The organism is Streptomyces alanosinicus (genome assembly GCF_014650595.1).
In the GTDB taxonomy this organism is placed as follows: domain Bacteria; phylum Actinomycetota; class Actinomycetes; order Streptomycetales; family Streptomycetaceae; genus Streptomyces; species Streptomyces alanosinicus.
In genome coordinates, this window is the sequence record NZ_BMVG01000005.1 from 285,912 (window position 1) to 311,556 (window position 25,645).

At 72.5% G+C, this 25,645-nt stretch carries 22 protein-coding genes and 2 pseudogenes; 13 read left to right on the forward strand and 11 right to left on the reverse strand.

The window, feature by feature from the left end; all coding sequences use genetic code 11:
* Positions 1 to 8: 8 nt before the first annotated feature.
* Genes IE277_RS14365 through IE277_RS14375 form a run of 3 tightly spaced genes read right to left on the reverse strand, consistent with a single transcriptional unit; the run spans position 9 to position 2,095 of the window.
* Positions 9 to 917 carry a phosphotriesterase family protein gene (locus tag IE277_RS14365; RefSeq protein ID WP_189952275.1) on the reverse strand — a complete coding sequence of 303 codons (909 nt, stop codon included), beginning with the start codon at positions 915 to 917 and terminating at the stop codon, positions 9 to 11.
* A complete protein-coding gene (locus IE277_RS14370; RefSeq protein WP_189952277.1) occupies positions 914 to 1,498 on the reverse strand; it encodes a DUF4865 family protein in 585 nt (194 codons plus the stop codon). The genes IE277_RS14365 and IE277_RS14370 overlap by 4 nt, the downstream gene beginning before the upstream one ends.
* A 6-nt stretch (positions 1,499 to 1,504) precedes the next feature.
* A complete protein-coding gene (locus IE277_RS14375; protein ID WP_189952279.1) occupies positions 1,505 to 2,095 on the reverse strand; it encodes a TetR/AcrR family transcriptional regulator in 591 nt (196 codons plus the stop codon).
* A 231-nt stretch (positions 2,096 to 2,326) separates the two neighbouring features.
* Here IE277_RS14375 and IE277_RS14380 point away from each other — a divergent pair, with 231 nt between their 5' ends.
* From IE277_RS14380 to IE277_RS14390, 3 genes are read left to right on the forward strand one after another with little or no spacing between them, the layout of a single operon-like run.
* Positions 2,327 to 2,617 carry an SHOCT domain-containing protein gene (locus tag IE277_RS14380; RefSeq protein ID WP_189952281.1) on the forward strand — a complete coding sequence of 97 codons (291 nt, stop codon included), beginning with the start codon at positions 2,327 to 2,329 and terminating at the stop codon, positions 2,615 to 2,617.
* On the forward strand, positions 2,614 to 3,363 hold the full coding sequence (locus IE277_RS14385) for an ABC transporter ATP-binding protein (RefSeq protein ID WP_189952283.1): 750 nt from the start codon (positions 2,614 to 2,616) through the stop codon (positions 3,361 to 3,363). Before IE277_RS14380 ends, IE277_RS14385 begins: the two co-directional genes overlap by 4 nt.
* On the forward strand, positions 3,360 to 5,921 hold the full coding sequence (locus IE277_RS14390) for an ABC transporter permease (protein WP_189952285.1): 2,562 nt from the start codon (positions 3,360 to 3,362) through the stop codon (positions 5,919 to 5,921). Before IE277_RS14385 ends, IE277_RS14390 begins: the two co-directional genes overlap by 4 nt.
* Before the next feature lie 405 nt (positions 5,922 to 6,326).
* Here IE277_RS14390 and IE277_RS47140 read toward each other — a convergent pair.
* Together IE277_RS47140 and IE277_RS14400 are read right to left on the reverse strand one after the other, a co-directional pair.
* Positions 6,327 to 6,896 (reverse strand): annotated as a pseudogene (locus tag IE277_RS47140) (ATP-binding protein); the annotation flags it as partial.
* 248 nt (positions 6,897 to 7,144) lie between these two features.
* Entirely contained in the window at positions 7,145 to 7,468 is a 324-nt protein-coding gene (locus IE277_RS14400) for a hypothetical protein (RefSeq protein WP_189952289.1), read from the reverse strand.
* 305 nt (positions 7,469 to 7,773) lie between these two features.
* On the opposite strand from IE277_RS14400, the gene cds1 reads away from it, so the two are divergent.
* The 8 genes from cds1 (at position 7,774) to IE277_RS14440 (ending at position 15,254) form a co-directional block, all read left to right on the forward strand.
* Positions 7,774 to 8,898: an L-cysteine desulfhydrase Cds1 gene (cds1, locus tag IE277_RS14405; RefSeq protein ID WP_189952291.1), complete on the forward strand. Its 1,125-nt coding sequence runs from the start codon at positions 7,774 to 7,776 to the stop codon at positions 8,896 to 8,898.
* 232 nt (positions 8,899 to 9,130) lie between these two features.
* Positions 9,131 to 10,336 (forward strand): ATP-binding protein, encoded by a 1,206-nt coding sequence (locus tag IE277_RS14410; protein ID WP_189952293.1) that lies wholly within the window; start codon positions 9,131 to 9,133, stop codon positions 10,334 to 10,336.
* Positions 10,333 to 10,734: a roadblock/LC7 domain-containing protein gene (locus IE277_RS14415; protein ID WP_189952295.1), complete on the forward strand. Its 402-nt coding sequence runs from the start codon at positions 10,333 to 10,335 to the stop codon at positions 10,732 to 10,734. The genes IE277_RS14410 and IE277_RS14415 overlap by 4 nt, the downstream gene beginning before the upstream one ends.
* Complete coding sequence (locus tag IE277_RS14420; protein WP_189952297.1) at positions 10,731 to 11,105, forward strand: DUF742 domain-containing protein; 375 nt, start codon at positions 10,731 to 10,733, stop codon at positions 11,103 to 11,105. Before IE277_RS14415 ends, IE277_RS14420 begins: the two co-directional genes overlap by 4 nt.
* Positions 11,080 to 11,682, forward strand: coding sequence for a GTP-binding protein (locus IE277_RS14425; protein WP_189952299.1), 603 nt, complete (start codon positions 11,080 to 11,082; stop codon positions 11,680 to 11,682). Before IE277_RS14420 ends, IE277_RS14425 begins: the two co-directional genes overlap by 26 nt.
* 112 nt (positions 11,683 to 11,794) lie before the next feature.
* Positions 11,795 to 13,099 (forward strand): cytochrome P450 family protein, encoded by a 1,305-nt coding sequence (locus tag IE277_RS14430; protein ID WP_189952576.1) that lies wholly within the window; start codon positions 11,795 to 11,797, stop codon positions 13,097 to 13,099.
* A 104-nt stretch (positions 13,100 to 13,203) separates the two neighbouring features.
* Entirely contained in the window at positions 13,204 to 14,466 is a 1,263-nt protein-coding gene (locus tag IE277_RS14435; protein ID WP_189952301.1) for a cytochrome P450, read from the forward strand.
* Positions 14,463 to 15,254 (forward strand): enoyl-CoA hydratase/isomerase family protein, encoded by a 792-nt coding sequence (locus IE277_RS14440; RefSeq protein ID WP_189952303.1) that lies wholly within the window; start codon positions 14,463 to 14,465, stop codon positions 15,252 to 15,254. The genes IE277_RS14435 and IE277_RS14440 overlap by 4 nt, the downstream gene beginning before the upstream one ends.
* On the opposite strand, the gene IE277_RS14445 is transcribed toward IE277_RS14440, so the two are convergent.
* Both IE277_RS14445 and IE277_RS14450 read right to left on the reverse strand, forming a co-directional pair.
* On the reverse strand, positions 15,255 to 15,728 hold the full coding sequence (locus IE277_RS14445; protein WP_189952305.1) for an SRPBCC family protein: 474 nt from the start codon (positions 15,726 to 15,728) through the stop codon (positions 15,255 to 15,257).
* Between the two features lie 72 nt (positions 15,729 to 15,800).
* Positions 15,801 to 16,631 carry a DeoR/GlpR family DNA-binding transcription regulator gene (locus IE277_RS14450; protein ID WP_189952308.1) on the reverse strand — a complete coding sequence of 277 codons (831 nt, stop codon included), beginning with the start codon at positions 16,629 to 16,631 and terminating at the stop codon, positions 15,801 to 15,803.
* A 292-nt stretch (positions 16,632 to 16,923) separates the two neighbouring features.
* Here IE277_RS14450 and IE277_RS14455 point away from each other — a divergent pair.
* Positions 16,924 to 19,244, forward strand: a pseudogene (locus IE277_RS14455) (hypothetical protein); the annotation flags it as partial.
* Here IE277_RS14455 and IE277_RS14460 read toward each other — a convergent pair.
* From IE277_RS14460 to IE277_RS14475, 4 genes are all read right to left on the reverse strand, one after another.
* On the reverse strand, positions 19,238 to 21,679 hold the full coding sequence (locus tag IE277_RS14460; protein WP_189952310.1) for a right-handed parallel beta-helix repeat-containing protein: 2,442 nt from the start codon (positions 21,677 to 21,679) through the stop codon (positions 19,238 to 19,240). The pseudogene IE277_RS14455 and the gene IE277_RS14460 overlap by 7 nt on opposite strands.
* Before the next feature lie 105 nt (positions 21,680 to 21,784).
* The gene (locus IE277_RS14465; protein ID WP_189952312.1) at positions 21,785 to 22,390 is read right to left on the reverse strand and encodes an Rv1733c family protein; all 606 of its coding nucleotides are present in this window, start codon (positions 22,388 to 22,390) and stop codon (positions 21,785 to 21,787) included.
* Positions 22,391 to 22,631: 241 nt separating this feature from the next.
* Positions 22,632 to 23,456: an MOSC domain-containing protein gene (locus tag IE277_RS14470; RefSeq protein WP_189952314.1), complete on the reverse strand. Its 825-nt coding sequence runs from the start codon at positions 23,454 to 23,456 to the stop codon at positions 22,632 to 22,634.
* A gap of 43 nt (positions 23,457 to 23,499) precedes the next feature.
* Positions 23,500 to 23,937 carry a DUF6643 family protein gene (locus IE277_RS14475; protein WP_189952316.1) on the reverse strand — a complete coding sequence of 146 codons (438 nt, stop codon included), beginning with the start codon at positions 23,935 to 23,937 and terminating at the stop codon, positions 23,500 to 23,502.
* Positions 23,938 to 24,229: 292 nt separating this feature from the next.
* Between IE277_RS14475 and IE277_RS14480 the strand changes: the two genes are divergently transcribed.
* Positions 24,230 to 25,642, forward strand: a complete 1,413-nt coding sequence (locus IE277_RS14480) for a TerD family protein (protein WP_189952578.1) — start codon at positions 24,230 to 24,232, stop codon at positions 25,640 to 25,642.
* Positions 25,643 to 25,645 lie beyond the last annotated feature (3 nt).

Sequence of the window (25,645 nt, forward strand, 5' to 3'; positions counted from 1 at the left end):
GACCGCACCTACCGCCAGTCGGCCGCGAACGCCCGCCCCGGATGTTCCCTGAAGATCCGCCCCACCAGCTCCTCCCCCAACTCCGCCGCCAGCCGTGGCCAAGCCCTGCGCAGCAGATACGGCATGCCGGGCCCTCCGTCCACCGAGCGCGCCCCGGCGACGACCGTGTCCCCACCGAGGAGGAGCCGGTCACCGAAGCCTGCGTCCGCCAGGGCCCGTACCGCCTCCGGCATCCGCCAGTCCGTCGCGTGCTGGGCACGGGAGGGCCCGTCGAAGGCCAGCCAGCAGCCGGACGCGGCGGCCTGACGGTGTACGACCGGGTCGGGGAAGCGGTTCAGATGCCCCAGGATCACCCGGTCACCGGGCACGCCCAACTCGCCGCACAGCAGGTCGAGTACGTCCAGCGCGCCGGTGCCCAGCTCCAGGTGGACGGCGACGGGCGCGCCGGTGGCGTGGTGCGCCTCGGCCGCCGCCGTCATGGTCCAGCGGGCGTGCGGGTCGAGCGCGTGGAAGCCGCCCGCCACCTTGATCAGACCGGCGAGCGCCCCCGTCGAACCGATGCCGTCGGTCAGCTCGGACACGAACACCTCGGCCAGCCGGCCGCGCAGGGAGTCGAGTGTTTGCGGTGCGTAGTGCGCGGCTTGGTGCAGTCCGGTGGCGCAGACCAGCCGTACACCGGTGGTCCGGGACAGCCCCGGCAGGTCCGCCGCCCGCCGTCCCATGCCGTACGGCGTCCACTGCACGACGGCCGCTCCGCCCGCCGCGCGGAACGCGGCCAGTTCGGCCCGTGCTGCCGCGGGATCGTCCAACTCCTGGCCCGGCAACCGGGGACTGCGCAGGAAGAGATGGTCGTGGGCGTCGCACACACCGAGGTCCTCGGGCCGGATGTCGCCGAGGACCGTGCGGACGCGGCTCACCACTGCCGTCCGCGCGGCAGCCGGTCCAGGCCCGGCGCGGACAGGTGCAGCACCTGGAAGACGTCCCCGTCGGCCTTGGGCGTGTCGTGCTCCCAGAGCGAGAAGTGGACCAGCTCCCAGGCGCGCGTGTCGACGGCCGCGGCCGCCAGCACCGCACCGTCCTCGGCCGCGAGCCGCCCGGTCTCGGCCGCCGCGTCCGCCATGAAGCCGGCCAGTTCCACGCCCTCCGGCACCGGCCGGCGCCGGCACACGGCGTACGCGGGCGCGGCCGTGGTGGCGGCGCCCTCCTCGAAGGCGAGGCCGGTCCACTGCCGTATCGCGGGCCGCCCGAAGTCGTCGACGGGCCGCTGAAAGGCTCCTCCCCACAGGAAGCTGTTCATGCCCTCCACCGTGTTCCAGAGGTAGAACGGCCCGTACTGGTTCACCGGCGAGCCGGCCACCCCGCGCTCGCGCAGCAGGTACGTCTTGACGCCGAGGCCGTCCCAGTCGTCCAGCAGATGTCCGACGCGGGCGACGCGGGAGCGGATGATGCCCGTGTCGTAGTCGGCGGGGAGGGTGAACTCGTACTGCATGGCATGCATGGGAAGTCAGTTCTCCTGTCCGGGAGTTCGGGGTGCGAGCAGGGCGAGCAGGCCGCGGACGCCGGCGTCGAAGGGGGCGGGGGACCCGGCCGCACGGGCCAGGACATAGCCGCCCTGCACGGTCGCGAGGACGGTCGCGCCGATCTCCTCGCCGTCCAGCGCGGGCGCGAACTGACCCTGCCGCTTGCCCTCTTCGACGATCTCCGCGATCCGCCGGCGGATCCGGTCGATCGTCTCGTCCACGGGGGCGCGCAGCTCGGCGCTGGCGATGATGTCCGGATCCATCGTCAGCCGCCCGATCGGGCAGCCGCGCAGTACGTCGCGCTCGCGCCGCAGATACGCCTCGATCCGCTCGTACGGCGTGCCCGGCCCGTCCAGAACCCGCTCGGCGGACGCGCGCAGCTCCTGAGCGGTGCGCCGGATGGCCGCCAGCGCGAGGTCCGGCTTGCCCTTGAAGTGGTGGTACATGCTGCCCTGGCCGGCGCCGGCGCGCTCCAGGATCGCCTTGGGGCTCGTGCCCACGTACCCGCGCTCCCACAGCAGCTCACGCGTGGACTCGATCAGTCGTTCCGGGGTGCTCACGCCGCCACTGTACATACTAGTAGTTACAATCGCCACCTCATTCGCCATCCTCATTCGCCGGTCCATCCGCCGGTTCGTCCGCCGGTCCGTACGGAGCAGCGCGCCGCACGTGCCGTACTCCCCGGGAGGTAGCCGCACGGCCGCCGGCCGCACGACGACCCGGACCCCCTGCCGGAGGGACTCTCGTGGCATCCCCGAAGGAGCCCCCTTCGGCGGACGACCCTTCGACAAGGGAGATGACCCGAGATGCAGACCCTGGCCACCTGGGACGGCGGCCCCGGCCCGTGGATCCTGTTCGTCCCGCTGATCTGGGCGGCCGTCGTGTTCGGCGCCGTCACGCTCCTGCGCCGCACCGCCTGGCGCGGCCGCGGCGGCCCCTGGCGGCCCCTGGACGGCGGACGCCCGGCAGGCGACGCACCGCTCGCCGTCCTCGGCCGCCGCTTCGCCTCCGGCGAGATCGACGAGGACGAGTACTGGCGCCGGCTGTCCGTCCTGGAGGAGCAGTTCGGCCGCGCCGGCAAGGGAGGCGCGGCATGACCGCGACGACCGCACTGCGGGCCGCGGCCCGTGTGGCCGGCGCGGTGAAGGTGTACGGCGGTGGCGACACCGCCGTACGCGCCCTGGACGGCGTCGACGTCTCCTTTCCCGCCGGACGCTTCACCGCGATCATGGGGCCCTCGGGCTCCGGCAAGTCCACCCTCATGCACTGCGCGGCCGGCCTCGACACGCTCACCTCCGGTGCCGCCTGGATCGGCGACACCGAACTCGGCGCGCTCGACGACCGGCGCCTGACCCTGCTGCGCCGTGACCGGATCGGCTTCGTCTTCCAGGCGTTCAACCTGGTGCCGACGCTGACCGTCGCGGAGAACATCACCCTGCCGCTGGACCTGGCCGGCCGGCGCGGCGACCGGGAGTGGATCGACGCGCTCGTCGACATCGTCGGGCTGCGCGACCGGCTGCACCACCGCCCCTCGCAACTCTCCGGCGGACAGCAGCAACGGGTCGCCGTGGCACGGGCGTTCGCCGGGCGGCCCGACGTGGTCTTCGCCGACGAACCGACCGGCAACCTCGACTCCCGCTCCGGCGCGGAGGTCCTCGGCCTGCTCGGCTCCGCCGCGCGGGAGACGGACCGTACGGTCGTCATGGTCACCCATGACCCGGTGGCCGCCGCGCACGCCGACGAGGTGCTCTTCCTCGCCGACGGGCGCCTGGTCGACCGGATGGGGTCACCCACCCCGGACCGGGTCCTGGACCGGATGAAGGCCTTCGAGGCGCGGACATGAACGCCTCGCTCCGGATCGGCCTCACCTCCCTGCGCGCGCACCGGCGCCGCTTCGCCGGCACCTTCCTCGCCGTGTTCCTCGGCGTCGCGTTCCTCACCGGAACCCTTGTCATGGGCGACACGCTGCGGGCGAGTTTCGGCAGCATGTTCGGCGAGGCCACCAGCGGCACCGACGCCGTCGTACGCGGCGCCGACGCCATCACCACACCCGGCGAGGCCCAGGGCGTACGACGCCCGGTGGACACCTCGCTGGTGCGGGCCGTCGAGCGGGTCCCCGGCGTGGCGGCAGCGGAACCGAACATCCAGGGCGCCGGCCAACTCGTCGGCTCCGACGGCAAACCGGTGGGCGGCCAGGGACCGCCGACGCTCGCCGGGAACTGGATCACCGACCCGCGCCTCAACCCGTACCGGCTCGCCGAAGGCCGCGTGCCGGTCAGGTCCGGCGAGGTCGTGGTGAACCGGGGTGCCGCGAAGAAGGGCGGGCTGCGGATCGGGGACACCACCACCCTGCGCACCCCGGACCCCGTGAAGGTCACCGTCGTCGGCCTCGCCACCTTCGGCGGCCAGGACGGCATGGCCCAGGTGACGTTCACCGGCATGACCCGGGCCGACGCCGAGAAGTACCTCACCGCGCGGCCCGGCCAGGCCTCCGCCATCGAGGTGCGGGCCGGACCCGGAGTGAGCCAGCGGGACCTGGTCCGGCGGCTGACCCCGGTACTGCCCGAGGGGGTCGAGGCCGTCACCGGTCAGCAGTCGGCCCAGGAGAACACCGACATGATCTCCAGCCAGTTCCTGACCCTCTTCACCACCTTCCTGCTCGTGTTCTCCGGCGTGGCCCTGCTCGTCGCCACCTTCTCCATCCACAACACGTTCGCCATCGTGGTCGCCCAGCGCACCCGGGAGAACGCCCTGCTGCGGGCCCTCGGCGCGGCCCGCCGCCAGGTGACCGCCGCCGCGCTCGCCGAGGCCTGCCTCGTCGCGCTCACCGCGTCCCTCGCCGGGCTCGCGGGCGGCATCGGCATCGCCGCCGGCCTCCAGGCGCTGTTCCCGGCGATCGGATTCCCCTTCCCCGACGGCGACTTGGTGATCAGGACCCTGTCGATGGTGCTGCCGCTCGCGGTGGGGATCGTGGTCTGCCTCGGCTCCGCGCTGCTGCCGGCCCGCCGCGCCGGACGCACCGCACCGCTCGCCGCCCTGCGCGAGACAGCCGTCGACACCTCGGGCACCTCCCGCCCGCGCGCCGTCGGCGGGACCCTCCTCGGCGCACTCGCACTGGCCGCGGCCCTCGCCGGCGTGCTCCTCACGCCGTCCGTGTGGCTGGCGGGACTGGGCGCGCTGCTCGCCCTGGCGGCCTTCGTCGTCCTCGGCCCGGTCGCCGCCACCACGGCCGTACGACTGCTCGGCGGCCCCCTGGACCGGTTGCGCGGCGTCACCGGCTCACTCGCCCGGCGCAACGCCCTGCGCAATCCGAAACGGACGGCGGCCACCGCGAGCGCCCTCATGATCGGCGTCGCCGTCGTGGCGCTGTTCACCGTCTTCGGCGCCTCGCTGAAGGCCACCATGGACCGGACGGTGTCCCGGTCCTTCGCCGGGGACGTCGCCGTCAGCAGCCCGTCCTTCGGCGCGGGCGGCAGCGGACTCAGCCCCCGGCTCGCCCCCGCCCTGCGGCGACTGACCCAGGTGGACACGGCCGTGGGACTCGGCCGCGGGGTCGCCCGGGTCAACGGCGGCGGGCGGGCGCTGACCGTCACCGACCCGGTCGCGCTCGCCCGCACCCTCGACCTCGGCACGGTCACCGGTTCGCTGCGCGACCTCGGCACCGACGGCATCGCGATCACCCGGGCGGAGGCCGACCGCCGGCATCTGCGCACCGGTCACACCGCGCGCCTGACCTTCACCGACGGCAGGACCGAGCGGTTCACCGTCCGGGCCGTGTACGGCCGGTCGGAGCTCGCGGGCGACTACGTCATCACCCGCGCCGCCTGGGCCCCGCACCGCACCCAGGACGCGGACTCCCTGGTCGCCGTCACTTTCCGGCACGGGGTGGGCACCGACGCGGGCAAGGCGGCGGTGCGCCGGATCGCCGCCCGGTACGGCAACCCCGAGGTGCAGACCCGCGACGAGTACGCCCGGTCATCGGCTGGCGGGATCGACATGATGCTCACCCTCGTCTACGCGCTGCTCGCCCTCGCGGTGGTCATCGCCCTGCTCGGCATCGCGAACACGCTGACCCTCGCGCTGTATGAACGCGGCCGGGAGATGGGCCTGTTGCGAGCCGTCGGCCAGACCCGCGCCCAACTGCGGGCCATGGTCCGCTGGGAGTCGGTCCTGGTCGCCGCGTTCGGCACGGCGGGCGGGCTCGGGCTCGGCACCTTCCTCGGCTGGGTGCTGGTGAAGGCCTCCGACGGCGCGAGCGACACGGCGTTCGCCTTCGCGCTCCCGTCCGCCCGGCTCGCCGTGGTGGCCCTGGTCGGCCTCACGGCCGGCGCGCTCGCGGGCCTGCGGCCTGCCCTGCGGGCGGCTCGGCAGGACGTCCTGGGGGCCATTGCGACGGACTGACATGGCCGCCGACAGCTGGACCGAGGCCCACCCGGCAGGGGGGCGCTCGTGCGCGCGTGCGGGTGCCGGGTGGGCCGGCCACGACGCGCCCGCACGCGGGCACGCTCTCACGCAACACGGCGCGTGGGTGCCTCCCGCCCCGCCCCGCACGGGACCCCGCCCCGCACGGGACCCGTCACCGCCCGGTCAGCCGGAAACGGCCGACCGGGCGGGAGTCTGTGCCCTGGCCACGCCGGACGCGGAGACGCGCGCCACGGCGGGAGCCGGAGCCGGAGCACCCGCCCCGCTCGGGGCCGGTGCGGGCGCCGCGCTCGCGACAGTCACACCTGCCCCCACGCCCACGCCGACCGGACGTCCGGCCGCCACCGGAGCCACGGCAGGTACGGGTGCCACGGCAGGTCCGGGTGCCGCAGCAGGCATGGACGCCGCGGCGGGCGCGGGTGCCGCGGCAGGCATGGACGCTGTCGCCGCCACAGGCACTGTGGGCCGCGGTGTCGACTGCGGCGTCGCCCGCGGCTCCGCAGTACGGCGTGGCGCATGGGCCGGATGCGGCCGGGCCGCTGCCGGCGCGGTCAGCGTGAACCACACGACCTTGCCGTTCTCACCGTCCGGCCGGGCGCCCCAGCTCTCGCTCACCGCGGCCACCATCGCCAGCCCCCGCCCGCACGTGGCGAGCAGTGCGGCGTCGGTCGAGCGCCCGGTGTCGGCCGGCACCGGAAGCCGTGGATCGTGGTCACGCACCGAGACCGTGAGCCGGTCCGGCGCCAGCTCCAGCTCGACCGTGCACGACTTGTCGGGCCTGGCGTGCCGGTGCACATTGCTCAGCAGCTCCGTCACACCGAGCGCGGCCCGGTCTATCAACGGGTCCATATGCCAGTAGCGCAACTGCGCAGATACGATTCTGCGGACCTGGCCGATCCGCGACGGCAGGGCTTGGAGCTCCACCGTGCAGTGCCTGCTTGGGTGACCGATCACGGCTGCGACTCCCCGATGTAGAGGTCCGAAGGGACCGGAAGAACACGGAGAACAACGGATCCAGCAGGGTGCTTGCGTCCAAACGGCCGCCTGCTGTCATGGCCGGCGGGCTGGTTCGCAGCGTTATCGCCGGTAAACCCAGAGTGACGTGTGACCAGCGTGACGCAGTGGATGCGCTGTCGCAACTCGCCGCGACGGTCCGCTGCCCGGAGTACGCCACCGGGGTGATCCCGGCCGGCGGCTGATTCTCAGCCGTCGCGTTTCGCGGCCCGGCGCACCGCCTCGATGAACCGCCGGGCGGCGGGCGGTCCCGGCTCACCCGGAGCGGGGTCCTGCTCGCCGAGCGTCAGCTGATACCGCTTGCCGTTGAGATCGGCCAACGCCTTGTCGTGCGGCCCGAACCACGGCTTGGACGCGCGCACCGCCTGGACGGGGGCGCTGTCGATCTCACTGCCGTAGCTGGTGAGCAACTCCACCCTGCCGTCGTTGATCCGGACTTGCCCGGCGCGGGTGAGCGAACGCAGCCGCTTGCCGATCCGCACGCCCGTGGCCGTGAACTCAGGCTCCGCCATCACTAGCCGCCCCCTTGCCCGTGTGCTTCCGCGATCCAGTGTGCGCCCCCTGGGGACGATCGTCCCGTCGCGTGCAGTCTGCCCCGATGGGGCCGGGAACACCAGTGCACGCGGGACGCCTGCGGCAGCCGCCCGGAGCACTCCCGCCAAATGCGCCCCCGTACGCCCCGTACGCCGGTGCCCCCCACTCGCTTTGGGTGGCTCAAAGATGCGTTTATGCAGGTGGGAAGCGGTGTGAAAGCCGCCTATGCTCGAAATTGCCGACGCGTGAGGCGTCGTCGGCGCCGAGCGTAAGGAGCACCGCCGTGAGCACCACCCACCAGGCCGGAACCGGCGCCACCCTCGATGTCGACCGCAGCGACGCCGCCTACCGCGGCTGGCTGAAAGAAGCCGTTCGAAAGGTTCAGGCCGACGCCAATCGCTCGGCGGACACGCACCTGCTGCGCTTCCCGCTCCCCGAGCAGTGGGGCATCGACCTCTACCTCAAGGACGAGTCGACGCACCCGACCGGCAGCCTCAAGCACCGCCTCGCCCGCTCCCTGTTCCTCTACGGACTCTGCAACGGCTGGATCCGGCCCGGCCGCCCGGTGATCGAGGCGTCCAGCGGCTCCACCGCCGTCTCCGAGGCCTACTTCGCCAAGCTGATCGGCGTGCCCTTCATCGCGGTGATGCCGCGTACGACGAGCGCAGAGAAGTGCCGCCTCATCGAGTTCCATGGCGGCCAGTGCCACTTCGTGGACGACTCCCGGAAGATGTACGAGGAGTCCGCCCGCCTCGCGGTGGAGACCGGCGGCCACTACATGGACCAGTTCACCTATGCCGAGCGGGCCACCGACTGGCGCGGCAACAACAACATCGCCGAATCGATTTTCCGCCAGCTGGAGTTGGAGCGGTTCCCGGAGCCGACCTGGATCGTCGCCACGGCGGGCACCGGCGGCACCTCGGCGACCCTCGCGCGCTATGTCCACTACATGCAGTACGACACCCGTATCTGCGTGGCCGATCCGGACAACTCCTGTTTCTTCGAGGGCTGGACCACCGGCGATCCGCGCGTCACCTGCGACTGCGGTTCCCGGATCGAGGGCATCGGCCGGCCGCGCATGGAGCCGAGCTTCGTGCCCGGTGCGGTCGACCGGATGATGAAGGTCCCGGACGCGGCCAGCGTGGCCGCCGTGCGCGCCCTGGAGGGGGCCATCGGCCGCAAGGCGGGCGGCTCCACGGGCACCGGACTGTGGAGCGCCCTGAAGATCGTCGCGGAGATGGTGGCCGAGGGCCGCCGGGGCAGCGTCGTCACCCTGCTCTGCGACCCGGGCGACCGCTACCTCGACAAGTACTACTCCGACGGCTGGCTCCTGGAGCAGGGTCTGGACATCACGCCGTACGCGGCGGCGATCGACTCGTTCCTGGCCACGGGAGCGTGGCCGGAATGAATCGGTCCCGCCCCTGCGGCGGCCGCAGTCCAACGGGCGGGTGACGGGACTGTGTGGGTTTGGTGACGTCTCAATCGGGCTTGTGCGCAAGCTGGTTGTGTCTGAGCGACTGATAAGATCATCCCACTTTTCAGTGGGCTGACGGCGTGTCAACTTGCATGCCGGGGGGACAGCCGCAGAGGCACCATCGCGCTCATCAGTTGCCGGCGCGATGCGACTTGAAGAGAGTCTCATGACGTCATTGACCCAGGATCCACTGCTGTGGATCTTGCTGGTGGTGCTGATCGCTGCGATCATCGCGGTGATGAGGGCCCGGAGGACCAATATGGCTCTCCGAAGAACGAGGAAGGATCTGGAGGCAGGACTGGGCGAGGCCCGACGGGATGTCGGGCAGTTGCACACGCACGTCGCCGCGCTGACGGCACAGCAACAGCGCGACCTCGCGGACGTACGGGCGGACGCCGAGGCGTCGACCAAGGCGGTGCTGAAGTCCGCGATGGGAACGCTCCAGTCCCTCGCCGAGGAGCAGCAGGTCCTTCTCGACAGCCTGCTGAGGAAGTACGGGGACACCACGGACGTCCTGGCCGACCTGATGTCGGTCGACCACACCGGCAGCCAGTTCGGCCGCCGTGCCAAGGGCATCTCCGTGCTGTGCGGCGGCTGGCTGGGCCGCCGGGACGGCGCCGCCACGGTCTACGACGCGGCCCGCAGCGCCCAGGGCAGGATCAGGGACTTCAACCGGGTCAGCGTCCACTCGCAGGTCAACGTCTCACTCGCCGGCAAGGCGGTCGAGCCGGTCGCCGTCGTGCTGGCCGAACTGCTGGACAACGCCACGAACTACAGCGCGCCCGGAACGCCCGTCGAGGTCAACATCCAGGCCGTACCGACCGGTGTGTGCTTCATCGTGGACGATGCCGGACTCGGCATGGACCAGGAGACCAAGGACCGGGCGGCGGCTCTGCTGTCCGTGAACGGTCCCGTGGACATCACCGGTCTCGGCGATCCGCCGCGGTTCGGCTTCGCCGTGTGCGGCATGCTCGCCGCGCGCTACGGCTTCGCCGTTTCCGTCGGCTCCGTATCCCCCTATGGCGGAGTGCGTGCAGTGATTCGTGTGCCCGAAGGTCTCCTCGCGGCCGATGTCCCTTCCCCCGCGGCCGATGTCCCGGACACCACCGCGGGCCCGGAGGCGGCCCCCCAGAGGCTGGCGTCGGTCCCGGCCGTGGGCCCCTCGCACGTGGTGGGCACGACCCAGGGTGGGCTGCCCAAGCGCCGGCGGCGGGAACGCCCCGTGACGGTGGTCCCGGCCCTCGACAGTGCAGGCCAGGAGGGAACGTCCGAGTCTGCCAGCGAGGTCACGGCGTCGCGACTGGGGGCGTTCGCGCGCGGAACCCAGCTCGGGCGCACCACGAACTCCATGGAAGGACCTGACCACAAGTGAAGATCGACCTGTCCTGGGTGCTGAACGACGTGCTAGAGGTGCGCGGAGCCCGGCACGCGGTCCTTGTCTCGGGTGACGGCCTGCTGCTGCAGCGCTCCGACGACATCCCACGCGACGAGGCCGAGACGAACGCCGCCGCGATGAGTTCGATGCAGTCGCTGAGCCGCGCCGTCGCGGGGTTCGTGGGAGCGGGTCACGGGATCTGGAAGCAGACGCTGCTGGAGTACGACGGCGGCTGGATCTTCCTGATCGCCGCCGGTCAGGGCTCGTATCTCGCGGTCTCGGCGGCGCTCGACGTCGACATGGAGGCCATGTCGTTCCGTATGCAGAAGACGGTGTCCGGCCTGAGCAAGGCCATGAGTGTGGCGCCGCGTGCGGACAACGGCGTGGGCGCATGACGACCCCCGGCGAGGAAGCCCCCGTCACCAGCGCGTTCGTCCGCTCCTACGTCATCACGGGCGGCCGGAACCTGCCGGCCGCCGATGACCTGGCGCTGCACACCCTCGTCACCCTGGCTCCCGAGCGGACCCCTCCGCTCGGAGCCGGCCCCGAGGTCATGGCGATCTGGCAGCTGATCGCGGGCGGCTATCTGTCGGTCGCCGAGGTGGCCGGCCATGTCGGGCTGCCGGTGGGGGTGGCCCGGCTGCTGCTGACCGATTTATTCGAGCAGGGACACCTCCTGCGCCGCGCCGAGCCGCCCCGGGCTCAGAACGTTGACAGAGCGACCCTCGAGAAGGTTCTGAATGGACTCCAATCCCTCATCGGCTGAGACGGCCCCTGGATCCATCTACGTCTCCAGCGCGGTGACCAACGCCGCCAAGATCCTGGTCGTCGGGCACTTCGCGGTGGGCAAGACGACCCTCATCGGCTCGTTGTCGGAGATCACCCCGCTGCGCACCGAGGAGAAGATGACGCAGGCGTCCCTGCACGTGGACGACCTCAGAGGCGTGACGGACAAGCGCACCACCACCGTCGCGCTGGACTTCGGCCGGCTGACGCTCAGCGACGAGCTCGTGCTGTACCTGTTCGGCACCCCCGGACAGCAGCGCTTCATGCAGCTGTGGGAGGACATGGCCCGCGGCGCGCTGGGCGCACTGCTCCTGGTCGACCCCGCCCGGCTGGAGGAGACCTTCCCCGTCATCGACCTCGTCGAGCGGTACGGCCTCGAATACGCCATCGCCGTCAACAGCTTCCAGCAGGGCAGGCTGTACGAGGAGGCGGAGGTGCGCGAGGCGCTCGATCTGCTCCCGGACACCCCCGTCGTCTACTGCGACGCCCGCGACCGGCAGTCCTCGGCCCACGCGCTGATCGCGCTCGTGCGCCATCTGCTCACCCGAGCCGCCTGACCCGCTCCTCCCCGCCCTCCCCCTCCCCGCCCGGACCATCGGTCCGAAAGCCAGCAGAAGGAACCTCATGGACCGCCAGTCAGCCCCCACCCCGGCCGGGGCCAGATGCCCCATGCACGACGCGGCCTTCGCCGCCGACCCCCACCAGGTCTACGACCGGCTGCGCGCCCACGGTCCGGCCGGACCGGTCGAACTCGCCCCCGGGATCGACGCCACCCTGGTCGTCGGCCATGAGACGGCTCTGCGCGTGCTGCAGAACTCCACGCTCTTCGCCCGGGACGCCCGCCGCTGGAGGGCGCTCGCGGAGGGGCAGGTCGCGCTGGACCACCCGGTGCTGCCGATGATGGCGTACCGGCCCAACTGCCTGTTCACCGACGGCGCGGTGCATCTTCGGCTGCGCAAGGCCGTCACGGACAGCCTCGCCCGGCTCAACATCACCCGAATACGGCGCGATGTGGAGCCCCTCGCCGACTACCTCATCGACCAGTTCAGCGAGCGAGGCCGGGCCGACCTCCTCAACGACTACGCCAAGCTGCTGCCGCTGCTGCTGTTCAACAAGCTCTTCGGCTGCCCGGCGGGCATCGGTGACACGCTCACCAGCTCCATGTCGGCGATCTTCGACGGCAAGGACGCCCTGCGGGCCAACGAGGAACTCACCTCCTGCCTCATGGAGTTGATCGCCCTCAAGCGCCGTACTCCCGGCGACGACATGACCTCCTGGCTGATCCAGCACCCCGCCGGGCTGACCGACGAGGAACTCAAGGACCAGCTGGTCATGCTGATGGGCGCCGGCGTGGAACCCGAGCGCAATCTGATCGGCAACGCCCTTCTCCTGCTGCTGTCGCCCGACGACAGCGGACGCGAGTCCGGGCTGCTGATCGAGGAGGCGATCGATCATGTGCTGTGGAACCAGACGCCGATCGCCAACTACGCCACCCACTACCCGGTCCAGGACGTGGACCTCGGGGGAGTGGTGGCCGAGGCGGGCACGCCGGTCGTCATCAGCTTCGCCGGGGCCAACAGCGACCCCGGGCTGATCGAAGCCCGCCGGATGCACAGCAAGGGTGCCCATCTGGGGTGGGGCGCCGGCCCGCACGCCTGCCCGGCCAAGGACCCGGCGCAGGTCATCGCGGTCACCGCGATCGAGAAGATCCTCAACGCCCTGCCCGACCTGACCCTGGCCGTCCACGAGAAGGACCTCCAGTGGCGGCCCGGCCCGTTCCACCGTGCGCTGGTCACGCTGCCCGTGGCGTTCACCCCGACGCCGGCCACCCGCATGGCCTCCGCCCTGCACAACCGGACCGTGCCCGCCGCGGCGGAGCAGCCGCTGCCCACGGCACCGGTCGCCGGCGTACGTCAGGAACCGGCCAGAAAGAAGGGCTTCTGGAGCACCTTCCTGGATATTTTCCGGGTTTGATGTGCAGCATGTGACGGGAGCAACACTGAGAGGCGCATGACAAGGGAGAGGGGAAGGGTAGGTTCCGGCGGTATCGGTAACGCCCAGCCGCAGAGGAGCTTCGCGTGACCGCCGTTGGCGTCATACGCGGTACCACCATCGACCGCCGAGCCGTCATGCCCCTCCTTCGTCGCCTCCGTTCGGACGAGGGACAGGCCGACCCCTTTTCCGTCTGGGACGAACTGCGCGCACTCGGTGAGGTGGTGCCCGCTCCCTGGGGCGGGTACTTCGTGACCGGATTCGAGGCCTGCGACCAGATCCTGCGCGGCAGGGACTGGCTCGTGCCGGACTTCGCCTGGCAGGAACGCCGTTCCGGCATGACACGCTGGCAGGACCCGGCGACCCGGGAGATGACGCGGACGCTCTCCCGTCTCAACCCGCCCACGCACACCTTCCAGCGGCGGGCCCTGGGCAACCTCTTCGACCGGGGCACCCTCGACGTCATGCAGCCCCAGATCACCTCCCATGTCACCGGGTTGCTGGACCGGCTCGGCCTGCTGCTGCGCGCCCACGGCGAAGCCGACTTCGCCACCACGGTCGGCGACCGGCTGCCCATCCAGACCGTCGGCCACTGGCTCGGCATCCCGGCCGAGCACTACCCCCACATCCTGGACTTCACCCACCGTCAGGTCCACGCGCAGGAACTGTCGCCCACCAGGAGCGAACTGGGGATCTCGGCCCAGGCCACCCTGGAGATGCGGGACTTCTTCACCGGTCTCGTCGCCCACCGCCGCGCCCACCCCGGCGACGACGTCCTCACCGGCTGGATCCGCTACTGGGACGCCCAGTACCCCGACGACCGGGCGGCGGCCGACCAGATGCTGTACGACCTGACGATGTTCATCACCATCGCGTCCCTGGAGACCACGGCGACCCTGCTGACCAACGCCGTGTGGTTCGTGACCCAGGACCCCGCCCGGGCCGACTGGCTGCGCCGGCACCCCGAGCATGTCGACGACGCGATCGACGAGGTGCTGCGCTACGACCCGCCGATCCACCTCAACTCCCGCTTCGCGGCGGAGGACACCGTGCTCGCGGGCGTCCCCATCGCCAAGGACACCACCGTCCACGTCCTCTACGGCGCCGCCAACCACGACCCGCGCCGCAACCCGAACCCCCACGTCTTCGACATCCGCCGCAAGGGCGGCCACCTCACCTTCGGCGGCGGCGCCCACTACTGCCTCGGCACGGCCCTGGCCCGTATGGAGGCCCGGCTGCTGCTCACCCAGCTGCTGGATCGATTCCCCACCCTGCGCCCCGTCGCAGGCCCGACGTATGCGAACCGGATGGTCTTCCGGCGCATCACCTCCCTGAGAGTGACGAGATGACTGCCCTGCCCGTGACGACTCTCCCCACCGGCGCCGTACCGCGGACACTGCGGACCCACCGGGAAGGCCCCGTCCTCACCATCGAGCTGCACACCCCCGAAGCGGGCAACACGGTCACCGACGCCCTGCTGGACGACCTCCTCGCGGTGCTCCAGGACCAGGACCCGGCGGTCCGGGTGGTCGTACTCGCCGGCAGCGGCGACGACTTCTGTCTCGGCGGGGACCGCGGCGAGTTCACCCGGCAGCTCGCCCATGACCCCCTGGGCAGTGACATCCGCAGGACGGGGATCAAGGCGCGACGCGTCTGCGACGCCCTGACCACGAACCCGGCCGTCACCATCGCCCGCGTCCACGGAAAGGCCGTCGGGGCGGGCTTCGCCCTGGCCCTCGCCTGCGATCTGCGGGTCGGCTCCGAGGAGGCCACCTTCCGCCTGCCCGAACTCGCGCTCGGGCTGCCCACCGCTTGGGGCGGCCTGCTGCCCCGCCTCATCAGCGAGGTCGGCGCCGCCCACGTCCGCGACATCGTCCTCACCGGCCGGGCCGTCACCGCGGCGGAGGCCCGGTCCCTGTCGATCCTGCAGCGGGTCGTCCCCGCTCACGAGCTGGACGCGGCCGTCGACGAGTGGGCCAGGCCCATCGTCCGCCGCCCCCAGGCGGCGCTGCGGGTCACCAAGACGCTCCTCAACTCGCTGTCCGCCGCCTCGCGTCTGGCCGATGTCTCCGCACTGGACGCGGAACTGATGACCGCGGTCGTGACCGAGGCGCACCACGCCCGCAGCACCGGCTGATCAGCGTCCCGTCAGGCGCCGGTCCAAGGACGTCACCGCCCTGCGGAAGGCGTGGCCCAGGCCCGCCCGGGCCACCGTGAGGACGAACCGGAGCGGCGCCGTCCCATCGGCGGCGAAGGTCCAGCGCACGAGTGTGCCGGTGCCCCGGGGAGTCAGCCGCCACTCCTCGGCCAGGGCGCGGACGCCCGGCGCGTTCGTGGTGTCGACCCGGTAGGCGTACACCTCGGGCGCCTTCGCCACGAGGATCGTCTCCGCGAACCGGATCCCGCCCCGGAGCCGGATCTCTCGCCCCGCGCCGCCGTCGGTGACGCGGGCGGACGCCACCGCCGCGAACCACCGCGACAGGCCGGGCACGTCCTCGGCCAGGGCGTGGAAGACCTGCTCGGGCGGCGCGGACATCTCCCGCGCGAAGACCAGACGGACGGGTGCGACCCCGACGAAGTCGATGTCCACCGGGCGCAGACGACGAGCCATGGACTGTGAACCCCCTTGTGCCACTCCCGCAGGGCGGTCGACCGGGCGGGGGCCACCATAGCTGACGGATTCTCAGATGTCTGTGTCGTCTTCCGTGGGCTCGCCCGCCACAACCACCCGCAGGTGCTCCGCGATCTCCGCGCGCGCGTCGGTCGGCAGGCCCGCGTCGGTCACCAGCGTGTCCACCTGCTCCAGCGTGGCGAACGAACTCAGGCCCACCGTGCCCCACTTGGTGTGGTCGGCGACCACCACGACCCGGCGCGCGGAGTGCACCAGCCGCCGGTTCGTCTCCGCCTCCGCGAGGTTCGGCGTGGACAGACCGGCCTCGACCGATATGCCGTGCACCCCGAGGAACAGCAGATCGAAGTGGAGGGCGGCGATCGCCTGGTCGGCCACCGGTCCCACCAGCGAGTCCGAAGGGGTGCGCACCCCGCCGGTCAGCACCACCGTCGCCGCCCCCTGCCGCTGGCCCGAAGTGCGCTGCGCCGCGTGGAAGACGTCCGCCACCCGCACCGAGTTCGTCACCACGGTCAGATCCGGCACCTCCAGCAGATGCTGCGCGAGCGCGTACGTCGTCGTACCGCCGGACAGGGCGATCGCCGTGCCCGGGGTGACCAGGCGGGCGGCGGCCCGTGCGATGTCCTCCTTGGCCGTCAGCTCCAGACCCGACTTGGCCTCGAAGCCCGGCTCATGGGTGCTGGCCTCGACCACGGGCACCGCGCCGCCGTGCACCTTCTCCAGCACGCCCTGCCGGGCGAGGGAGTCCAGGTCGCGACGCACCGTCATGTCCGACACGCCGAGCTTGCGGGTCAGTTCGTTGACACGCACACCGCCCCGGCGCCGGACCTCGTCCAGGATCAGGGCGCGACGCTGCTCCGCGAGGAGGTTCTGATTCTCGCTCACGTACGCTCCGGTCCTTTCGCCGTCATCCGTCCGACACACCCGGCGCACCGCCGCCGACCAGGAGGAACCGTCCGTCCGGAGATGCGCGGGCGCCCCATCCTTTCACGGGTCGGTACGGGTTGCGCCACCACCTGTCACGATGCGCGCATGTCACGGTCCGCTCCTGCCGTCCCGGCCATCGTCACACGGATGGGGGATATATCACGACGAGGGGTGTACATCCCCATCGGGGCGGACAACCTGAAGCCCGCAGCGACGCATGCCTTCGGCGCGTCACGGGGGTGCGACAACGGTGGACCGCGCACAGGAACGCCCGGCCGGGCAGCGGACCGACGACGCTGCTGCCCCGGGTGCCGAACTGGAGCTGCTGGTGCACGGGGTGGGCGGGGCCACACCCGAGCAGATGCTCGGCGACCCGCGTACCGTCCGGATCACCGGTGACGACACGGCCGCCGTCTACCGGCGCGCCCAGGACGCCCAGGCCGAGGAAGGCCCCGGCGGCGAACCCGTCCAGGAGGCGTACGTCTGGTCCCACCTGACCTCCGGCGACAGCAGCCGCGCCCTCTGGCTGGTGCTGCTGCCCTTCATGATGATCAACCTCGCGCACTGGATGCGCCCCCGCCGCGCCCCGCCCCGCCCCGTCCGGCTGTACGGCCTGCTGGTACGGCTGGCCGCGCTCACCCTGACCGCGCTGCTGGTGGCCGCCGCCTGAGAGGTGGCCCTGGACCTCGTGGCCCGGCAGTGCGCCGGCGTCCACGACTGCACCCGCCGCCATTCCTGGCTGACCTTCCTCGCGCCCCAGGCGTCCACTGCCCCCGGCGGGCACGACAGCTGGTGGAGCCCGCCCGGCCGCCGGCTCGCCCTCGCCGCCCTGGTGCCGGCGGCCCTGACCTGACTGCTCTGGTATCTCTCCCACCGCACATGGAGCGCCTACGAGTCCCACCGGCCGATGTCCCACGACCCCGAACCGGACACCGACGGCAGCGCACCGGCCATGCCCGGCTTCTGGTACGGCCGCCGGCTCGTGGCCCGGCTGCGCGCGGCACACACCGCCGTGGCCCTGCTGACGGTCGCCGCTGCCGTGGCCGCCCCGGCGGCCCGCTTCGACCACCGGCCCGGCGGGCCCGCCGCCCTGGACATCCTGAGCCGGCTGCTCACCGCGGCCCTGCCGGCCTGGGCGGCGGCCGCGGTGGGCGCCGTCTGCCGCCGGGGCCGCAGCGAGGACCGCCTCGACCAGGAACTCGACCGGCATCTCGTACGCGGCCTGCCGCTCGGCGCGCTCACCCTGCTGCTGCTCACCCTGGTCTACGCCGGCTGGGCCCGGCCCGGTTGGCGGTCCACCGGCCGGCTGCCGGGCGATCCGGCCTTCGGCGCCCTCATGCCGGCCCAGGGGCTGCTCGTCGTCGCGCTCGCCGTGGTGGCCCGGGACCGGCACCGGCGCAGCCCCGATCCACGCGCCGGGATGCGCGGCCTCAGCGGACCGGCCGTCGCGCTGCTGGCCTGTGCGCTGGGCGGCGTGATGTCCGGCGGGGTCGCGCAGCGCGTCGCCGACTGGCTGGACGGCACCCGCGCCCTGCTGCCGGGGCCGCCCGTCCTGCTGACCTGGCAGGCGTCCGCCATTCCGCCGGTCCTCGCGGCCCTGCTGCCGCTCGCCGTCGGGCTGGGGTGCGCACCGCCCGGCTGGCCCGCGCCGAACGCGAGCGGGTCCGCCACGAACATCCCGGCGAACCCGAGGACCCGGGCCGTACCCACACCATCGCCCAGATCCGCGCGATGGCCACCCTCACCGACCGGGTCCCGCTCGTCGTCGCCGTGCTCGCCGCCACCACCCTGGTGCTCGGCGCCGGGGCGCTGGCCGGTGCGCTCGCCACGGGGCGGACTCCCGCCGCGGCCGCCCGCCGCGGCAACGACGCGGTACAGGCCGTCGCCGAGACCTCGCAGGCACTGGGTTCGTGGCTGGTCGGCCTCGGCTTCATACTCTTCGTGACCTGGGGCCGGCGCGCCTACAAGGACGCCTCGGCGCGCCGCACGATCGGCATCCTCTGGGACGTCGGCACCTTCTGGCCGCGTGCCGCGCACCCCTTCGCCCCGCCGTGCTATGCCGAGCGCGCCGTGCCGGACCTGACCTGGCGCATGGCCACCTGGACCCGGCGCACCAGGGGCCGCCTGGTCCTCTCCGGCCACTCCCAGGGCAGCGTCCTCGCCGCGGCCGCCGCCTGGCAGCTGCCCCCGTCCGTGCGCGGCCGGATCGCACTGCTCACCTACGGCTCCCCGCTGGAGCGGCTGTACGGCCGCTGGTTCCCGGCCCACTTCGGACGGCCCGCGCTCGCCGCCCTGCACCACGACGTCATCTGCTGGGGCAACCTCTACCGGCGCACCGACCCCATCGGCGGTCCCGTCCGCGTCCCCGACGACACCACCCCCGAGGTCGATCACGCCCCCTTGCCGGACCCGCTCGCCTACGGCCGCACGCCCACGCATCCCCTCCCCGCGCCGATCCTCGGCCACGGGGACTACCAGGCGGACCCCGCCTTCGCCCGGGAACGCGCCCGGCTGCTGAGCCGACTCCGCCCGCGGCTGCCCGGGCAGCGGCCGGAGCCCGGCGCTCAGGGCAGCTGGGGCAGATCCTGTGCGAAGAGCAGGGTCAGGTCGTCGGTGCTGGGGTCCGCGAGCTGTGCGACGCGGCTCGCATGCCGCTCCACCATCGCTTCGAACGTCTGCCGGGCGGTACGGCCGTTGCCGAACGCCGGGCCCTTCGGGATCGCCGTGAAGTACGTCAGCAGCGCCTCGGACGCACCCGGCGCCAGCCGGTACTCGTGCTCGTCGGACTGTTGCTCCACGATCCGCAGCAGTTCGTCGGGGCCGTAGTCGCCGAAGGTGATCGTGCGGGAGAAACGGGAGGCGACACCGGGGTTGACCGACAGGAAGCGCTCCATCTCCGCCGTGTAGCCCGCGACGATCACCACCACCGCGTCCCGGTGATCCTCCATCAGCTTCACCAGCGTGTCGATGGCCTCCTTGCCGAAGTCGCGTCCGGCGTCCTCCGGGGAGAGCGCGTACGCCTCGTCGATGAACAGCACCCCGCCGCGCGCCTTCTCGAACGCCTCCTGGGTGCGGATCGCCGTGGAGCCGATGTGCTCGCCGACCAGATCGACCCGGGACACCTCCACCAGGTGCCCCTTCTCCAGCACGCCGAGCGAGGCGAGGATCTCGCCGTAGAGCCGGGCGACCGTGGTCTTGCCGGTGCCCGGGGAGCCGGTGAAGACCAGATGCCGCTTGACCGAGGCCGCCTTCAGGCCGGCCCGCTGCCGGCGCCGGCCCACCTCGATCATGTCGGTCAGCGCCCGCACCTCCCGTTTGACGCTCTCCAGACCCACCAGCGCGTCGAGTTCCCCGAGCACGTCCTTCGAGGTCCGCACCGGCTTCTCGGGCTCGGCGGCGGTGATCAGCGGCTCCTGCTCGGTGCTGCGCTGCCCGGGGATGGAGCCGAGCAGACCGGGGGAGGAGTGCGCCCTCGTCTGTACGGCGGTCTCGTGCAGCGTGGGCGGGCGCAGCCCGGCGCTCTCGTCGCTGGTGCAGTCCTCCACGACCGGGCCCGTGCCGGACGCGGCGTCGGGGCCCGCGTCGGCGAACTCGTAACCGCCGCGCGCGCAGCGTTCCGTACGGCACCTGCGCAGCGTCGCCCGGCAGCCGTCGATCACATGGAAGCCGTATCCGGCGCTGCCGCTGACCCGGCAGTTCAGAAAGCTGCCGCGGCCGCCCGCGGAGACGTAGAAGCCGGCCTCGGCGGGGGAGTCGACCGTGCAGCGCTCGATGGCCGGGTCGGCGCCCTTGGTGACGATGACGCCGGTCTGGGTGCCGTCCAGGGTGCAGTTGTTCAGCGTGCCGCCGCTGCCGTGGTCGCGGAACCACGCTCCGGTCGCCGCCTCCCGGATCCGGCAGTCGTCGAGCTGCGCCGTCGCCCCGTCGCTCACCGACACCGCCGTGTTGCGCACCTGCGACAGATCGCTGTCCACGACGTCCGCGCGCGAGCCGCGGTCCAGCACGAACAGGGCGTCCGGCACGTCGTGCACCCGGCAGGAGTCGAGGACGGCGGTGGCGCCGTCGCTGACCCACACCGCCGGATAGTCGCCGGTGCTGTCGAAGATCTCGCACTGGTGGGCGTCCACGCGGGTGCCCGGGTCCCACACCGACAGGCCGTTGCGCCCGAACTGACGGACCGTCGTCCGGGTCAGTGTGAGCACGGAGCGGGAGCGCAGATCGACCGCGTTCTCGGGGATGTCGTGGATACGGCAGTCGGCGAGGGTGAGCACCGCGTCCGTGTCCAGGGTGACACCGTCGGCGGTGGTGCGGTGCACATCGCAGTCGGTGAGATGCGCCGTCGCCCGCTGGGTGACCTGCACGCCGGAGCCGCGGACCTCGTAGATCTCACAACCCACGGCCTCCAGCGAGGAGTTCTCGCCGGTCGCGGTCAGCCCGGTGCCGGAGGCATGATGCACCCGGCAGCGGTCCAGCCGCGGATGGCCACCGCCGCGGACGGCCACGCCCGCCTGTCCGGCCGCGACGACCTCGCACTCCTCGAACACCCCGCTCGCGCCGTCGAGTACGGCGATGCCGATGCCGGCCGGGTTGTCGACGGTGCAGCGGCGCACGGTCGGACGGGCGCCGCCGCGCACCTCGATGCCCGCCGCGGACCGGGTGACGATCCGCACGTCCATCAGCTCGGGCGTGCCCTCCTCGACCAGCAGTGCGGGCGCCGCCGCGTCCTGGCCCTCCACATGCACGTCGTGCACCACGGCCGAGGCGCGCACGGTGAGCGGCACTCCGTCCACGGGCGCGATCCGCACCGAGCCGGGGGAGCCCTCGGGGCCACGGAGCGTCACCGCCCGCTGGACCACGAGGTTCTCCCGGTAGGTGCCCGGGGCGATGGTGAGGACGTCGCCGTCGGCGGCGGCCTCCAGGGCGGCGGCGAGCGATACGTACTCACCTGTGCGGCGCCGCCATCGCGACGTACCGGTGTGCGTCACCTGGACCGTGCCCTGTGCCATGGCGTTGCCGTGCCCCCACCTCGTCGTACTGATGGCTCGCCCCCGTAGGGGCCGGTCCACCGTAGCGTGTGCGTGCACGGTGGGTTGACCAGAGCAGCAAGGCGGTCAACTGCCGGTGCCCGCCTTGCCCCAGTCCGGTCCCGCCCGGTCCCAGGCCTGGTCCCAGCGTGCGTACCGCCTGCGGACCATGCGCCACACGGTCAGCCGCCGGCCGCACTCGACCAGGCCCGTGACGAGCAGGGCCGCGCCGATCCCGGCCAGCACGGCGTGTGTCGTCGCGGTGGGGGAGTCCAGCGGACGGGCCGCTATTCGGCCGTGCGGGTCCGTCCAGAGTCCGAAGTGGTCCCCGGCATGCGGTGACTTGAGGTCGGCGAGGGCCGGGCCGTGCCGCTGGGTGCCGTCCGGCGCCGTCCAGTCCGCGAGGACACGGCTATGGGCCTCGCGTGCCGTCGTGGTGTCGGGGTCGGTCTCCAGCGGGGCATCGCCCAGGTCGCGCAGCACCGTGGCCGTGACCAGGTGGCGCGTGTGGTGCTGCGCGCGCACCGATCGCTGCAGCGAGTCCTGGGCGGCGGCGCCGACCAGGAAGCCGGTGACGGGCGCGGCCACGGCGATCAGCGTCAGCGCCACGAGCGCCAGCCACGCCTCGGCCAGATCGGTCGCGCGGCGCAGTGGATTCTCCCGCCACCGCCACAGGCCGCTGACAGCCCGCATCTCCCCACCCCCTTCCGCTCCGTCCCGGCCCTCGGGCCGACGCGCGCGTCCATGGCCCGGAGCAAGAGAGAGCGACATCATGTCCGCCGCAGACGGTCACGAACGTGGCTTCTCATGAATCTCTCATGTCCTCCAACGATCGGGACCCGTCCTCGGTTCCCCACCGAGCCGCGGTCCAGCCGCCGACGGGCGGATCAGAAGCGGATCGGAAGCGGATCGGGAAATGCCCGGAGGCCCGGCCCTAGCCGAGCACCCGGACCGGGTCCCCGACCCTGATGGTGCCGGGGGTCAGGGGGACGAGGTTCTGGCCGAAGATCAGCCGTGTGCCGACCTTGCGGTGCCGCGCCAGGGTGCGCAGGGGCTCGCGGCCGCGGGCGGCGGTGTCCTGGTCGACGGTGGTGACGACACAGCGCCCGCTCGCCTTCGCGACACGGAAGACGACCTCGCCGACGGAGATCCGTGACCAGCGGTCCTCGGCCCAGGCCTCGGTACCGGCGACGACGACGTTGGGCCGGAAGCGGTTCATCGGCAGCGGGCCCTCGTGAGCGTGGGAGCCCTCCGAGATCAGGGAGTTCAGGGCGTCGAGGGAGGCCGTCGTGGCGATCAGCAGGGGGTAGCCGTCGGCGAAGCTGACGGTCTCGCCGGGCAGGGCGTACTCCGGGTCGACCGGGCGGCGGACGGCCGGGTCGTCCATGTGCACCAGGCGGACGTCGGCCCCCAGATAGGCGCTGCACCAGGCGTGCGCGGCCGGCTCCGCGGGGACCGCCTCGACCTTCGTGCCGAAGATGTTCACCGGCACGGTCCCGGCGGGCTCGGGCTCGGGCACCGTCAGCGGCGAGTGGCCGGGCGCGGACAGACGAACGCCGCCGCCGGGCAGAAGCTCGGCGGCGGCCAGCGCGAGGCGCGGCAGTTCACGCTGGGTGACGACCTTTCCCCCGTCGTCGATCAGTGTCCAGCGCCGGTCTCCGGCCAGGCCCCAGGGCTCCACCACGGCCTCCCGCGGCGCGTGTCCCCGCAACGCCTTGACCGGATGGACGTGAATCGACCGCACTTCGGCATTTCCCATGCCGCCATCGTGCCAGCAGGCACCGACAGTGGTGGGGTGCCGGTCAGTAGCCCCGGTACTGCTGGTTGTTGTACGGGTCCTGGTAGGGAGCCGGGGCGGGCCGCGGCGCGGCCGGGCGCATCGCCTCGTAGCCCGTGCCCATCCCCATCGGGCGCTGCGGCTGCGGCGCCTGCGGGCCGGGATAGCCGCGCGGCGCGCTCGCCTGCTGCGGGATGTACGCGGTAGGGGCCTGCTGCAGCGGCGCGGGCTGCTGCGTGTGCGGGTAGCCGTAGGCGGGGGCCTGCGGGGAGGGAGCCGCCGGGAGGGCGGGCAGTGCCGACGGCAGAGCGGGCAGGTTGCTGCCCGTGTCGTAGGCGGCGGGGACCCGGATCGGGGCGATCTGCGGCGTGCCACGCTCGGCCACGAGCGAGTCGTAGATCGGGGTGTCCGGGAAGGAGGCGGAGTAGTAGCCGCCACCATAAGTGGAGCGGGGGGAGGTCATGGCACATAAGTTAAGCCCACGATGTGCTCGTTGGGGAGACCGATAAGAGGGTTGTTTTCCGTGTCCGCAGTGACCGGGGATCCCCAATCCTAGCGAACTTGGCAAAATAGGACGTCGATCGACGTTTTGATCGTGTAAAAGGCGAGCTCCTGCGGGGTTACCGGCAGTTGGCCGACGATCTTTCCGTGCCGGTCGCGGGCGTTCACTGTGCCCGGGAATAGGTTGTGTGGGTAGGGGTGACCGGGACGACCGGGAGACCCGTGAGACGAGACGGATGGGGGCGCACATGTCCATGCCGAAAGGTTCGAACACGCCGGTACCGACCACGGCGCTGCGAGTCGAGCTGGGCTGGCGCTCCGGACCCGGGGTGCCGGACGCGGACGCCTCCGCGCTGCTGCTCGCCGCCGGAAAGGTCCGCTCCGACGGCGACTTCGTCTTCTACAACCAGCCCGCCCATGCCTCCGGCGCGGTGCGCCACGAGGGCAAGAGGACGGCCGGCGCGGGCGTGACGGACATCCTGTCCGTCGACCTCGCGCGCGTGGAGGGCGCGATCGAGCGGATCGTCCTCGCCGCCTCCGCCGACGGCGGGACCTTCGGGCAGGTCCCCGGCCTCTACGTCGAGGTGACCGACGCCGCGAGCGGCCGGCCGGTCGCCCGCTTCGACAGCCCCGGCGCGACCGTGGAGACGGCCTTCGTGCTCGGCGAGTTCTACCGCCGCCAGGGCGCCTGGAAATTCCGTGCCGTCGGCCAGGGCTACAGCAGCGGACTCGAAGGCCTGGCAACGGACTTCGGTATCGCCGTGGACGAACCCCAGAACCCGGCGTCGCCCACCGCGGCCCCCGCCGCGGCGCCCGCCACGGCGGCCGGTGCGCCGCATCCGGTCACGCCGCCCCCGGCTCCCCACCCGGTCGCGCCGCCCCCGCCGGCACCCCCGGTCGCGCCGCCCCCGCCGCCGGTGACCATGTCTCCCGCGCCCATGGCTCCTCCCGCGCCGACGGCCCCACCTGCGCCGATGAGCCCTCCCGCGCCCCTGGCCCCGCCCGCCGCCGCGCCGGCCCCGGCGCCCCAGCCGGTCCGGCTGTCCAAGGTCACCCTCACGAAGGCGGCGCCGTCGGTCTCGCTGGCCAAGCAGGGCGGAACCTCGGGTGCCATGCGCGTGAACCTCAACTGGCAGACGCGTAAACAGGCTTCCGGCTGGAGCCGGTGGGGCGGCGGGAGCGGAGGGGGAGACATCGACCTCGACCTGTGCGCCCTGTACGAACTCGCCGACGGCCGCAAAGGGGTCGTCCAGGCGCTCGGCAACGCCTTCGGGTCGCTCAACCGGCCGCCGTACATCCACCTCGACGGCGACGACCGCACCGGTGCCGTGGAGAGCGGCGAGAACCTCACCGTCAACCTCGACCACCGGCAGGACTTCCGGCGCATCCTCGTCTTCGTCACCATCTACGAAGGCGCCAGCTCCTTCGCCGACCTGCACGCCACCGTCACCCTCCAGCCGCAGCACGGGGCGCCGATCGACTTCTCGCTCGACGAGTGCACCGTCCCCTCCACGGTGTGCGCGCTCGCCCTCATCACCAACACGGGCGGCGACCTCGTCGTACAGCGCGAGGCCCGCTATCTGGTGCCGGATCGCGGGGTGAGCCCGCAGCGGACCATAGACCGCGCCTACGGATGGGGCATGAACTGGTCACCCGGCCGCAAATGACGG